Source organism: Beggiatoa leptomitoformis (assembly GCF_001305575.3).
Classification (GTDB): domain Bacteria; phylum Pseudomonadota; class Gammaproteobacteria; order Beggiatoales; family Beggiatoaceae; genus Beggiatoa; species Beggiatoa leptomitoformis.
On sequence record NZ_CP012373.2, the window covers coordinates 60,964 to 75,237 of the forward strand.

General features: G+C 42.1%; 10 protein-coding genes. 5 read left to right on the top strand and 5 right to left on the bottom strand.

The genetic code is table 11. The features are described from left to right. Window positions 1-308: 308 nt before the first annotated feature. Window positions 309-1,310, top strand: coding sequence for a diguanylate cyclase domain-containing protein (locus tag AL038_RS00335; protein ID WP_062147339.1), 1,002 nt, complete (start codon window positions 309-311; stop codon window positions 1,308-1,310). Here AL038_RS00335 and AL038_RS00340 read toward each other — a convergent pair. Together AL038_RS00340 and guaA are read right to left on the bottom strand one after the other, a co-directional pair. Beyond that, window positions 1,289-1,819, bottom strand: a complete 531-nt coding sequence (locus AL038_RS00340; RefSeq protein ID WP_062147342.1) for a GNAT family N-acetyltransferase — start codon at window positions 1,817-1,819, stop codon at window positions 1,289-1,291. The two genes, AL038_RS00335 and AL038_RS00340, sit on opposite strands and share 22 nt — an antisense overlap. Window positions 1,820-1,970: 151 nt before the next feature. Continuing rightward, window positions 1,971-3,572: a glutamine-hydrolyzing GMP synthase gene (guaA, locus tag AL038_RS00345; RefSeq protein ID WP_062147345.1), complete on the bottom strand. Its 1,602-nt coding sequence runs from the start codon at window positions 3,570-3,572 to the stop codon at window positions 1,971-1,973. A 284-nt stretch (window positions 3,573-3,856) separates the two neighbouring features. Here guaA and AL038_RS00350 point away from each other — a divergent pair, with 284 nt between their 5' ends. Beyond that, window positions 3,857-5,188, top strand: a complete 1,332-nt coding sequence (locus AL038_RS00350; protein WP_062147348.1) for a UDP-glucose dehydrogenase family protein — start codon at window positions 3,857-3,859, stop codon at window positions 5,186-5,188. Window positions 5,189-5,332: 144 nt separating this feature from the next. Here AL038_RS00350 and AL038_RS00355 read toward each other — a convergent pair. Together AL038_RS00355 and AL038_RS00360 are read right to left on the bottom strand one after the other, a co-directional pair. Then, window positions 5,333-6,081 (bottom strand): IS5 family transposase gene (locus AL038_RS00355; RefSeq protein WP_201800099.1). Its coding sequence is split into 2 segments (ribosomal slippage): window positions 5,333-5,667 and window positions 5,667-6,081, totalling 750 coding nucleotides; the frame shifts between segments, so codons are not numbered across the junction. A gap of 144 nt (window positions 6,082-6,225) precedes the next feature. Continuing rightward, window positions 6,226-8,364 (bottom strand): hypothetical protein, encoded by a 2,139-nt coding sequence (locus AL038_RS00360; protein WP_062147351.1) that lies wholly within the window; start codon window positions 8,362-8,364, stop codon window positions 6,226-6,228. Window positions 8,365-8,623: 259 nt separating this feature from the next. Here AL038_RS00360 and AL038_RS18700 point away from each other — a divergent pair, with 259 nt between their 5' ends. The 3 genes from AL038_RS18700 (at window position 8,624) to AL038_RS00370 (ending at window position 11,272) form a co-directional block, all read left to right on the top strand. Further along, window positions 8,624-8,749: a hypothetical protein gene (locus AL038_RS18700; RefSeq protein WP_272898031.1), complete on the top strand. Its 126-nt coding sequence runs from the start codon at window positions 8,624-8,626 to the stop codon at window positions 8,747-8,749. After that, on the top strand, window positions 8,733-9,068 hold the full coding sequence (locus AL038_RS00365; RefSeq protein ID WP_062147353.1) for an NBR1-Ig-like domain-containing protein: 336 nt from the start codon (window positions 8,733-8,735) through the stop codon (window positions 9,066-9,068). The genes AL038_RS18700 and AL038_RS00365 overlap by 17 nt, the downstream gene beginning before the upstream one ends. Before the next feature lie 113 nt (window positions 9,069-9,181). Further along, window positions 9,182-11,272 carry a GGDEF domain-containing phosphodiesterase gene (locus AL038_RS00370; RefSeq protein WP_062147356.1) on the top strand — a complete coding sequence of 697 codons (2,091 nt, stop codon included), beginning with the start codon at window positions 9,182-9,184 and terminating at the stop codon, window positions 11,270-11,272. Window positions 11,273-11,575: 303 nt separating this feature from the next. Here AL038_RS00370 and AL038_RS00375 read toward each other — a convergent pair whose 3' ends face one another. Continuing rightward, window positions 11,576-13,897, bottom strand: coding sequence for an Rne/Rng family ribonuclease (locus tag AL038_RS00375; protein ID WP_083991371.1), 2,322 nt, complete (start codon window positions 13,895-13,897; stop codon window positions 11,576-11,578). Window positions 13,898-14,274 lie beyond the last annotated feature (377 nt).

Genomic DNA, 14,274 nt, shown 5'->3' on the forward strand with positions numbered 1-14,274 from the left:
GAAGATAACGACAACTATAAGTACGTATTTCTCCTTATACAAGCATGGCAACAACCTATAGGGGAAGTATCTAAGCTCGTTTATAATATAGATAAATAAGTTTTTCCAAACATAATAAATCGTTAAAAAACAATCTTAAAACCAAAAAATAATATGAATAATATCCATACAGCCTATAATGGGGCGGTTTGATTTTGCTAGCTCTATTAAATCCTTATATTCAATAGCCATTGCATATCACAAGGGAAACAACATGGAAAAATCCATTACTTGTTCATCCACTTTTATCCCATTATTGAGTATTTCGTATGACAAATTCACCTGACGTATTACTGATTATTGAAGACCGCTTGGTTGATACACTTATTCTCACCCGTTTTTTAGGGCAAGCGGGTTTTAAAGTCATATCGGCAAAATCAGGTGAAGAAGGGATTGAAATCGCTACAACAATGCTACCCGATTTAATACTCCTTGATGTCATGATGCCCGGAATGAATGGTTTTGATGTATGTGACCGCCTAAAAAACAAAAATCAGACAACAGAAATTCCTGTTATATTCATGACAGCACTAACAGATACCCTTGATAAATTAAGAGCTTTTGAAGCAGGTGCCGCCGACTACATTACAAAACCATTAAAACATGAAGAAGTATTAGCCCGAATCAATGCCCATTTAAAGATTCGTAAGTTACAACGTCAATTACAAATTCAAAATCAAAAGCTACAGGCAGAAATTGCAGAACGTAAATTAGCAGAAGCCCGATTAGAAGAAGCTAACCGTGAATTACAACGGCTCGCCAATTTAGACGGTTTAACACAAGTAGCCAATCGCAGGCTATTTGACCGCCAAATAGAACAAGAATGGCGACGACATTTGCGCGAACAACAAACCCTATCCATTATCTTGTGCGATGTTGACCACTTTAAAAATTACAACGATAACTATGGACATCTTGCCGGTGATAGCTGTTTACAATTGATTGCAAAAGGAATCCAAAACGCATTGCACCGCTCAACAGATATTGTGGCGCGATATGGTGGAGAAGAATTTATCGTTATTTTACCGAATACAAAAACTGAAGGTGCGATACAAGTAGGAGAAGTTATTCATCAAGCGATTGAAATATTAAATATTCCCTACGAACACTCTCCCCTAAAAAATTATGTTACCGTTAGTTTAGGCGTTGCCAGTATCATACCGAACATTGCTTTAAACCCACTGGATTTAGTCGGTACTGCTGACAAAGCACTCTACATTGCAAAAGCGCAAGGACGTGACCAAGTTGTTTATTGTGATGTCGTTAAATAACGATTCTGTCTGCGATATAAATAAACAGGAAAACCTTTAAACGAAATTGCTTTTTCCCGTTGTAACCCGTTACGAGTTGCCACTTTTTGTGAAGCGATATTATCCACATGAATAATAGAAATAATGGACGGTGCGATATTTTCTGCAAAGGCTTTTTCCTGACAGGCTTTTGCTGCTTCCGTTGCATAACCCTGCCCCCAATATGACGGCTGAATATGATAACCCACTTCTAATTCATCCAGATTATCAACAAATTGCCACACTAGCCCACATTGTCCAATAAATGCCCCCGTCGTTTTACAAATCAACGCCATCAAGCCTAGCGCGTCATTCTCATACCGTACCAACTGACGATTAACCCACGTTACACAATGCTGTTGCTTATCCTCTGTTACGGATAAATAACGGGTAGCAACAGGATTTTCCCAAAACGACATTAATGTTGGTACATCCTCTAGCGTTAGAGGACGTAAGCGTAAACGATGGGTTTCTAAATGTGTCAGTAACATAACTATTATAATAGACTGTTTATAAAGAAAAAATTTAAAGATTGTCTGAATCAGGATTCACTGAATTTCCAGAATTAACAGAATTACAAAATAACTAATACTTGTTAATTCTGAAAATCCTGATCCAGACAATCTTTAATTCTGACGTGACTTATTCCCATTCAATTGTTGCAGGTGGCTTACTCGACACGTCGTAGCAAACCCGCGAAATACCAGACACCTCATTAATAATCCGATTGGATAAGGTTTCCAACAACGCATAGGGCAAATGCGCCCAACGAGCTGTCATAAAATCAATGGTTTCCACAGCGCGCAAAGACACAACATATTCATATTTCCGTGCATCCCCCATAACCCCAACAGAACGCACAGGAAGAAAGACAGCAAAAGCCTGACTGGTCTTGTCATACCAGCCCTGTTTACGCAATTCTTCAATAAAAATAGCATCGGCAAGACGCAAAATATCCGCATACTCTTTTTTCACTTCACCTAAAATTCGCACCCCTAAGCCCGGGCCTGGGAACGGGTGACGGTACACCATCTCCAGCGGTAGCCCCAGTTCTAACCCTAGTTTCCGCACTTCATCCTTAAATAACTCACGTAATGGCTCAACTAACTTCAAGTGCATTTTTTCGGGTAAACCACCGACATTATGATGAGATTTAATCACATGCGCCTTACCCGTTTTGGAACCTGCGGATTCAATCACATCAGGATAAATCGTCCCCTGCGCCAACCAGCGAAAACCAGCTCCACGTTGATGACCTTCAGTATCTAAGCGTTTTGCTTCTTCTTCAAAAACTTGAATAAATAAATTGCCAATAATTTTACGCTTCTGTTCAGGGTCGCTTACGCCTTGCAACACGCCTAAAAAACGTTGCTCCGCATCCACTCGAATCACTTTAATTCCCAAGTGTTGCGCAAACATCGCCATGACTTGTTCACCCTCATGCAAACGTAACAAGCCATTATCGACAAAAACACATGTCAGTTGTTGACCAATCGCCCGATGCAACAACATTGCTACCACAGAAGAATCAACCCCACCAGACAACGCCAGTAAAACTTCATCTTGTCCAACTTGTTCACGAATATTTTTAATACTATCTTCAATAATATTAAGCGAATTCCATAACGCTTGGCAGTGACAAATATCATGCGCAAAGCGTTGTAAAATATGCAATCCTTGCTTAGTATGGGTCACTTCAGGGTGAAATTGCACCCCATAAAATTGACGGCTTTCATCCGCCATGCCTGCAATGGGGGAATTATCACTGGTTGCGATTAGTGTAAAATTACTTGGTAATTCAGTTACTTTATCGCCATGACTCATCCACACGTCTAATATGCCATGTCCTTCAGGCGTAACGTAATCCGCAATGTCTTTTAACAAACGCGAATGCCCCCGCGCACGAATTTGTGCATACCCAAACTCGCGTAAATTAGACGATTCCACCTTACCGCCTAACTGCACCGCCATTGTTTGCATCCCATAACAAATTCCTAACACAGGTACGCCCAAGCTAAACACACAATCAGGCGCGCGATAGTTTGTGGCAGTGTCCGTTACTGACTCAGGACTGCCAGATAAGATAACTCCTTTAGGATTAAATGCTTGAATAGCCTCTGCTGGCATATCATAAGCATGAATTTCACAATAAACGCCTATTTCGCGGATACGACGCGCAATTAATTGAGTATATTGTGAGCCAAAATCTAAAATCAGGATTCGATGAGCGTGGATGTTTTGCATAGTAAATTCAGAGAAGTCTGGCGCGTGCCGCAAAAATTAAACGCAAATTGTAGCACAGCTCTATCGCTTGATGAGGGGAAGTCTTTGTGCCATGCCATTATTGTCAGCATCGCGTCTATTCAATCAGATATCACTATTATCTGGATATTCTGAAAACCCTAAGAATTCTGATTCAGACAGAAGCTATATAACTTGTCATTTTGCTTTTTACTTATCATGTTACGCTATAGTCATATTGGCATTTATCTTTAACCGCTTTTCAGCTCATTTAGGAGAATAATAAGATGCGGATTAGTATTTTTGGGTCTGGCTATGTTGGATTAGTAACGGGGGCATGTTTAGCAGAAGTTGGCAACCATGTGATTTGTGTTGATGTTGATGCACAAAAAGTTGCCCGCTTAAATCAAGGGCATGTTCCTATTCATGAGCCGGGATTGGATGATTTAATTAAAAATAATATGGCAGAAAAACGGCTAGAATTCACAACCGATGCGATAAAGGCCATTGCATTTAGTGAAGTTATTTTTATCGCTGTAGGTACGCCCCCTGATGAAGACGGCTCTGCCGATTTACGCTATGTATTAGCTGTTGCGCAAAGCATAGGACAACATCTTACAGAATATAAAGCGATTATTGATAAATCCACCGTTCCCGTTGGCACTGCGGATAAAGTACGCGCAACTGTGCAAGCAGAACTAAACAAACGGGGCGTGCAACAACGGTTTGATGTGATATCTAACCCCGAATTTCTTAAGGAAGGTGCGGCCATTGGCGATTTTATGCGCCCTGACCGCATTATCATTGGTGCAGACAATGCCGATGTTGAAGAACTGATGCACGAACTGTACGCGCCATTTAATCGCAATCATGACCGCTTATTAATCATGGATATTCGCTCGGCAGAACTAACAAAATATGCGGCAAATGCCATGTTAGCCACCAAAATCAGCTTTATGAACGAAATGGCAAATCTTGCGGAACGTGTGGGCGCAGATATTGAACAAGTGCGATTAGGCATAGGCTCAGACCCCCGCATTGGATTTGGCTTTATTTATGCGGGCTGCGGCTATGGCGGTTCTTGTTTTCCAAAAGACGTAAATGCGTTAGAAAGAACATTCCGCGAATATGGAATGGAAGCCCAACTTTTAACAGCAGTCAGTGCAGTTAATCAGCGTCAACAACAAGTTATGTTTGCCAAAATTCATAACCATTTTAAAGGCGATTTACAAGGAAAACGGTTTGCATTATGGGGATTAGCGTTTAAACCCAACACAGACGATATGCGCGAAGCCCCCAGCCGTCCATTAATGGAAGCCTTGTGGCAAGCAGGTGCGCAAGTGCAAGCCTATGACCCAAAAGCAATGGATGAAACAAGGCGGATTTATGGTGAGCGCGCAGATTTAACCCTGTGCGACAGTCCTGAAGCCGCATTACAAGGGGCAGACGCGCTATTAGTCGTTACAGAATGGCAAGTTTTCCGTAGTCCTGACTTTAAACTGATTCACAGCCAGTTGAAAAACCCCGTTATTTTTGATGGACGAAATTTATATAACTACAACCGTTTGAAGAAAAACGGATTTAGTTATTATGCGATAGGACGCGGGGACAAAGTGTAATCTAAAAACGGTCTGAATCAGAATGCTCAAGGTTTTTATAACTAACTATATTATAAATACATATTTTTTATACTGAGCAATTCTGATTCAGACAATTTTTATTGAATAGGTAGAGCCTGTCATCAAATAAGAAGGGTTAAAGGTTCAAGCTAAAAGAATCAAGGTAGAAGCCAAATAAACCCCACTTAAGAAATTCCTAGCGCGTTTATCATATCGTGTAGCTATAGCGCGGTATTGCTTTAATTTACCAAAGAAATGCTCGATTAAATAACGTGCCTTATAAAGGACTTTATCATAATAAGGTGGATTTAAACGATTTTTCCTGAACGGAATCACAGGTTCTATGCCTTGCTGTTTTAAAACATCTCTAACCCGTTCATCTGCATCATAAGCCTTATCAGCCAATAAAGCGTTTGCCTTTATCTGAGGAATAAGAGCATCAGCCCCCTCAAGGTCGCTTGCCTGTCCCGCAGTCAAAAAAAAAGGGTCGGATTGCCCAGTGCGTCAACAACGGAGTTAATCTTGGTACTTAAACCCCCTGCGCTACGTCCAATGGCTTCATCTGCGCCACCACCACTACTATGTTGATGCGCTCTAACTATTGTGCTGTCTATCATGGCATATTCATTATCGGCATCGGCACTTAGTATCTTGAAAACACGTTCCCAGACACCTTTCTTAGACCAACGACTGAAGCGGGTATGGACGACACGGAAATCACCAAAGCGTTCGGGGAGGTCGCGCCAAGGAATGCCACTGCGATAACGGAATAGAACAGCATCAATAAACAAGCGGTTATCTTTAGCCGTCATCCCGACATGTCCTTTACGCCCAGGGAGTAGCGGTTCTAGTTTTGACCATTGTTCATCGGTTAAGGCATAGCGACGACTCATTGTTTTATCCTTGGCGATATCTGGGTATATGATTATAATATAACATTTTTTACTATTTGATGACACGCCCTAGAATGAAGCCAAAAAAAAGATAACACCACTATGTAGCGGTGTTATCCTCATTTTTTAAACTAACAAACGGACTTACTCAGTCGTGACATCGATACTCTCATTTGCATAAATAATTTGTTCATCGTTTAATAAACGATAGCCAAAGTAGATAGACAACTGACCTGTTGTAACAAGTTCACCTTCATATAAAATAATTGGTTGAATTGTTCGTAATGCTACTTGCATTTGACGAACAGTGAGCATGGCAAAATTACCATCCCAGACAAGTGGTCTTGTATTATCCATCATGTACCAAGTTTCCGTTGGGCGAGAGACTCCCAGAACAATAATTTCTGCTGTTTGTCCTACTTGGCTGGGGTCAACTTGTAGGCTACCTGCAATGACCACAGGATTACCTGTAAAGCCTTGTAGTGTCCCGCTCTTCACGAATGTACCACCCTTGACGGAAATCCCCCCCGCGAATTTAATATTCGGGAGTAAATCTGTTGTGGTTAACGCACTAACCGCTGATAAGGTAGGTAGGCTGAAGCGTGTCCCATTTAACATTATCGTTGCAAATTCAAGCGGTGCTACCGTTCCATCAATCCAAAGGTTGCTCACGTGCCAACCCCAGCAGACGAGATTGCCATCGGTTTTTATGCCACAAGTGTGATTTTCACCTGCACTGACCTGGATAAAACTGCTTTTGGGAGGGTCAGGAGGAGTGGCTTTACCACTATAGTTATCCCCCCAGCAAGCTACGGTGCTATCAGTTTTTACACCACAAGCATGAGAGTAACCTGCACTGACTTGGGTAAAATTGCCTGTGGGGGGTGTGGCTTGACCATTGCTGTTATCCCCCCAGCAAGCCACGCTGCCATCGGTTTTTACGCCACAAGTAAAAAAGCCACCTACACTAACTTGGGTAAAACTGCCTTCGGGGGGGGAACCGTAGTCATATCCTCCCCAGCAAGCCACGCTACCATCGATTTTTACGCCACAAGTATGATCGTAACCAGCACTGACTTGGGTAAAACTGCCTTCGGGTGGGGTAGCTTGGTCATAATAATTATTCCCCCAACAAGCCACACTGCCATCAGTTTTTATGCCACAAGTATGACTGTAACCGGCACTGACTTGGGTAAAACTACCTGCGGGTGGGGTACCAAAATTGTTATTTCCCCAGCAAGCCACACTACCATCAGTTTTTACGCCACAAGTAAAAAAGCTACCTGCACTGACTTGAGTAAAACTGCCAGAGAGTGGGGCGGCTTGGTCATAATAATTATCCCCCCAACAAGCCACGCTGCTATCAGTTTTTACGCCACAAGCATGATTGTCACCTGCACTGACTTGGATAAAACTGCCCAAGGGGTGGGCAAAGCCGACTGATGGTGGGGTGGCTTGACCATAAGTGTTATATCCTCCCCAGCAAACCACGCTACTATCAGTTTTTACGCCACAAACATGATTGTCACCTGTACTGACTTGGGTAAAACTGCCTTCGGGGGGGGTATAATTACTCCCCGAGCAAGCTACGCTACTATCGGTTTTTACGCCACAAATATAATTGCCACCTGCACTGACACTGATTTGGGTAAAACTGCCTTCGAGAATAATGGCTTCATTATAATTCCCCCAGCAAACCATACTACCATCGGTTTTTACGCCACAAGTATAATTGTAACCAGCACTGACTTGCGTAAAACTGCCTTCGGGAGGTGTGGCTTTACCATAATTATTATATCCCCAGCAAACCACGCTACCATCAGTTTTTACGCCACAAGTATGATAGCTACCTACACTAACCTGGGTAAAACCGCCTGATGAGGGCGTGGGTTTACCATACTCGTTGCGCCCCCAGCAAGCCACACTGCTATCGGTTTTTAGTCCACAAGTAAAAAAGCCCCCTGCACTGACTTGGGTAAAACTGCCTTCGGGGGGGGTGGCTTGACCATCGCTGTTATCCCCCCAGCAAACCACACTACCATCAGTTTTTACGCCACAAGCGTGATTGCCACCTACACCACTGACTTGGGTAAAACTGCCTTCGGGGGGTATGGCTTGACCATTCCTGTTATCCCCCCAGCAAACCACACTACCATCAGTTTTTACGCCACAAGTATAATTGCCACTTGCATCCACCTGAATATAATCATCAGCAAATGATGTTGATGAGATTATGCTCATCAGCAAGAGCAAAATTAACCGTATCATATTGCGCAGTATCATATTTTTATCCTTAAAGTAAAGTGATAAATAATTAACCTACAGAATAATGACATCTTAACATGAGAAAGGACCCATCTTGGTTTCTAATCTGGAAAAAAACTTTCATTCTCATTAGGATATTGGGATAACACCGCTCAACGGGATGGTATTCCTAATGGGAGCTAACATGATAATTAATGACTTTACTAAATATATTTTAATTCAAATAGGTATTAGTTGTTCGGCACTCCATGAATTGTTAGATGGTGAAATACAATAAGTGCGGCTATCAACCATTGAACAACTTGCCCGTGCGTTACAAGTACATTCTTTAGACCTATTACGTTGTTTATTCAAACGCGGGGAATTTCCTGTTAAGCCTTCAACTAATGCACAGTATTTATAAAGATGTAACGGGTTTTATTGCTGATGTTACTTATCCTGATAACTCTATTGTGACGGCGGGACAAGCATTTGAGAAAATATGGGAAATTCGTAATTTAGGCGGACAGGTGTGGGAAAATCGTAAATTAGTTTGTTGTGATAATGCGATTACAGTGAGTGTTGACATTAAGGGCGCAATTTCCCCGCACTACAACGTGGATTACTCCCCCAGCAAAACGAAACTCCTATTCCACACACACAACAGAATGAAAGTATTCGCCTTTCAGTGCATTTTCTCGCGCCACCTTTCCTCCACTGTGCCATCTCATTTTAAATTCTAGTTGCATGTTGTGGTAAATTTCTTGTACAAAACAGGATAAAAACTATTCACTCTCTTTTCGTCTAGTTGCGTAAAATAACCCTACCACTCCTATTAGTATTCCCGTTGTCTGCTATGAACCTTAATCAATTACCTCATGATGAATTACGTTTGCAATTATTAGATGAATTAAAACAATTGTATGAAAAACTTTCAACAATTGAACAAGATAAGCAAGATTTGACAATTGCTTTAGATACAACTACTGAGCATAGCGATTTGGTCACGCAGGAATTGCTAATAAAATTGCATGAGTTTCGCCAACAATTAGAAAAGTTTGAATCTGAAAAACAGGGTTTATACCGTGATAAAGCGGATTTAGAGATTTCCCTTGATACTATTACGGAAACAACGGATATTTTTCAACAAGATTTGCTCAATAATCGTCAACGGTTAGAGGCGGAAATTGATACACGTACTCAAGAATTGGAGCGGCAAAATCATTGTTTACAATTAGAAGTACAAGAGCGTAAAAAGATTGAAGCGCAATTGCATCTTGCGGCTAGTGTATTTCAGGCCAGTCGTGAAGGCATTATTATTACTGATTCACACGCTAATATTATCAGTGTTAATCAAGCCTATACGGATATTACGGGTTATACTGAGGCTGAATGTTTGGGGGAAAATCCGCGCTTTATGACATCGGGTAAGCATCCTAATTCGTTTTATCAGCGGATGTGGGAATCCATTTTAACTATTGGGCATTGGAGTGGTGAGATTTGGAATCGACGTAAATCTAAAGAGGTTTATCCTGCATGGCTTAGTATTAGTGCGGTTAAAAATGAACGTAAGGAAATTACGCATTTTGTCGGCATTGTGACGGATAATTCTTTACAAAAACGGTCGGAAGAAAAAATTAAACAGTTGGCGTATTACGACGCATTAACGGGATTACCGAATAGATTATTATTTCAAGAAAATCTGACTCAGGTTCTTAAACGGGCTTATCGTGAGAATCATCGTGTTGCGCTGTTGTTGATTAATATTGATGGTTTTAAGGATATTAATGACGCGCTCGGGCATCCTGTTGGCGACCAAGTGTTATGTCATTTGGGAAAATGTTTAACGCATACTTTAGAGCATGAAGCCCCTATGATTGCTCGTATGGGGGGCGATGAGTTTGCCGTATTATTGGATAATTTAGAGCGCATTCAAGATGAAATTGAGATTACTGCGCATATTGCAACCCGTATTTTAAGTAGTTTAAATCATGCTGTTATCATTGAAGGACATGAAATTTTTCTAAGCATTAGTATTGGTATTGCGATTTATCCACAAGATGGAACGGAATTAAGCAATTTGTTAAAAAATGTGGATATTGCTAAGTATGAGGCGAAAAGTAAGGGACGGAATAGTTATCGCTTTTTTACTAAAAATGATAATGCTGAGGCACATAAACGCCTTACTTTGCAAAATGCGTTACGTTATGCGTTGGAGCGAGAGGAATTATTTCTTTGTTATCAGCCGTTATTAGAGGCAAATACGCAAAAAATCACGGGGGTGGAGGCTTTGTTACGCTGGCAACATCCTACTTTTGGCTTGATTTCGCCGATAGAGTTTATTCCGCTTGCTGAGGAAAGTGGTTTGATTATTCCGATTGGTGAATGGGTTTTAGAAACGGCTTGTCGACAAAGCTATCAGTGGCAACAACAAGGGCTTATGCCTATACGTATGGCGGTTAATCTTTCTGTGCGTCAGTTTAATCAACCTGATTTGATTGAACGCATTGTTAATGTATTAAAACAGACAGGCTTATCACCGCATTGGTTAAAGCTAGAAATTACTGAGAGTTTAGCGATGAATTGTGCGACTAAAACAGTGCAAACGTTAAAAATTTTAAAGTCGTTAGGTGTTCATTTAGCGATTGATGATTTTGGAACGGGGTATTCTTCACTCAGTTATCTTAAGCAATTTAATCTGGATATTTTAAAAATAGATAGGTCGTTTATTGCGGATATGAGTACTCAAAATGATATTACGCTAGTAACGTCGTTGATTAAAATGGCGCATGGTTTAAATATGCAGGTGGTGGCGGAAGGGGTGGAAACAGAACAGCAGTTTAATTTATTGCGTGCAAATGGTTGTGATTTTGTGCAGGGGTTTTTCTTTTATAAACCATTGGTTGAGAAAGAGATGACTCAGTTGTTGCAACGTTGTCGTTCGTAGGTGAATTATCTGTTCTTGTGAATAAAAAAGGGTTATTTCTTCAGAAATAACCCTTTTTTGGTTTTACTAAGCAAGAATCAATGTTAAAAACTAGCGGTATAGCTAACGCACTTTAAAATGATTATAAAATGATTATTGTAGGGTGGAATAGGCGTAAGCCGTATTCCACAACAGTGCAAGCTTTCTGCATAAACTCAGCTATTTTTGGCGTTTTATGGTGGAATACGCTACGCTATTCCACCCTACATTAAGCTGCTTTTTAAGTTGCGTTAGCTATATTAATAATATTAATTCAAACGGTTTTTAGTTTACGTCTTTGTCATCTGCCTTGTTATCCGTATGGGTTTCATTACGGTTTTCATACGTCGCGGCATAAGTGGGTTCAGGCGTATGTTGTGGTGGGGCAACATTCGTTATTGTGGGAATACTGGGTGTATTCATCGGCGTGTTAGGAATGTTGGGAACGTTCTGAACATTAGGAACATGCGACACATTATTTTCCGTTGGTAATATCATGCCTTCAATGGACTCAATCACGCCGTTATCTGTACGCTTGCGTCTGCCACCGCGTCGACTCCGTCGCATGGTTGGACGTTCTTTTTTAATGTTGTTGTCGCTAACATCTGCCGCAACGGGGGGTAAGGCTTTTTCAGTAACGGCTTCTATAACCGCTGGTTGTTGCGTGCGATTGTTAGGATTACGTCCGTTATTATTGTTATCCCGTCCTGTTGTATTTTTGCGTCCATTACGGGCGGCGGTGTTGTTATTGCGTGGGTTGTTGTTACGTGGCGCGCGTGCGGGTGGCGTGGGAGGGGCTAATAAAACAGGTTCTATCGGTTTAACAATGGTTTCATTGCCAAATAATAGGCTCCACATCCGTTTTAGGATGCCATGATTTTGTACTTCTTCTGTCTGGCGGATGATTTGCACAGGGGGTTGGCTGTACGCCAAACTTTTTACCGCAGGTTCTTCGGTGCTGGTTTGGGGTTTGGGGACATGGGTATAATGTTCTACAACGGTTTTGCTTTCCGTTGGTTCTACAACAGTTTGATAGCTGGGTTTGTCGCTGTTGATAACTTTGTCATCTTGTCGTAGGCGTTGAACTTCGTATTTTGGCGTTTCAAAATGGGGGTTAGGGATGAGGGCTACGTCAATTTTTTGACGTTCTTCAATCTCTTGAATGGTTTTACGTTTTTCGTTTAGTAAGTAGGTTGCAACGTCAACAGGTACTTGGGCAATCACTTTTATGGTGCGTTCTTTCATCGCTTCTTCTTCGATGAGGCGCAGAATAGCGAGTGAGAGGGATTCGACGCTGCGAATTTTGCCTTGTCCACTACAGCGGGGACACATGATATGGCTGGATTCGCCAAGCGAGGGGCGCAGACGTTGGCGAGACATTTCAAGTAAGCCAAAACGTGAGATGCGTCCTACTTGAACACGCGCTCTGTCCATTTTTAACGCTTCTTTTAGACGGCTTTCTACTTCGCGTTGATTTTTATGGCTCATCATGTCGATGAAGTCGATAACGATAAGTCCGCCTAAGTCGCGTAAACGGAGTTGACGGGCAACTTCTTCTACGGCTTCTAGGTTGGTGTTTAACGCGGTTTCTTCAATATCTACGCCTTTTGTCGCTTTTGAGGAGTTGATATCTATGGATAGTAGGGCTTCCGTGTGGTCTAAAACAATTGCACCACCTGATGGTAAGCGAACTTCACGCTGAAATGCGGATTCGATTTGGCTTTCAATTTGATAACGGGTAAAGAGTGGCACGTTATCGTTGTATAGTTTGACTTTTGTCAGGTATTGGGGCATGACTTGACGCATAAAATCCATGGCTTCTGCATAGATTTCTTCGTCATCAACGAGAATTTCGTTAATATCTTCGCGGAAGTAGTCACGAATCGCACGGATGATAACGTTGCTTTCTTGATAAATCAGGAAGGGCGCGATTCTGTCGCGGGATGAGTCTTCTATCGCTCGCCATAAACCGAGTAGATATTCTAAGTCCCATTTTAGTTCTTCGGCGGTTTTGCCCATGCCTGCGGTGCGCAGAATGACACCCATGCCGTCGGGAATGTCCAAACTCCCTAATACTTCACGGGCTTCGCTACGGTCATCGCCTTCTATGCGTCGTGAAACGCCACCCGCACGTGGGTTGTTTGGCATTAAAACGACATAACGTCCTGCTAGGCTGATAAAGGTGGTAAGTGCCGCACCTTTATTGCCACGTTCTTCTTTGTCCACTTGAACAATCAGTTCTTGCCCTTCTTTGAGCAGTTCTTTGATGTTGCCCCGCACAGGTAGCGGTTGGGGAATGGTGTGGATGTCGTCGTCGCCATTTTCGCCGTCTAATAGTTCATCTGGCAGTGGTGCATAGGTGACAGGAATTTGAAAGTAGCTGCGGGAAATGTCTTTGAGTGGTAAAAAGCCATGTCTATCTGCGCCATAATCAATAAATGCGGCTTCTAAGCTGGGTTCAATGCGGGTAATACGACCTTTGTAAATATTGGATTTGGTTTGCTTGCGTGCGGCGGTTTCGATGTCGAAGTTGTATAACCGCTGTCCATCGACCATCGCTACACGCAACTCTTCTGGCTGGGTTGCGTTGATTAATATTCTCTTCACGGTTGTGTCCCTAAAAAGTAAGAACGCTCAACCCCTTCTGGTGTGCGAGTCGACACGGCTGAGAGTGTGGGTTTGTGTTTCCCGCTCAGTCTGCGAGCAAGCCTTCTTCACTGAAGGCGGGAGCGTAATACTATGGATATTGAGTAATTACCATTCCAGTGTTCCTGCTGGATGGCGTGGTGAGTGCGTTATGAAATGTGTAACGTGAGAGGGGTGACAGTAAGAGGTGTAATCTATACCCACATTCTCAGAGGGGAATAACCGCGATAGCTAAAATAGATAGATTTCAGTTGCAACGTGTTTGATGAATAGACACATTAACCATCTTGTTACCATAAATTCTGCCCACCTTTTCCATGCTATTGGCGACTCAGTGG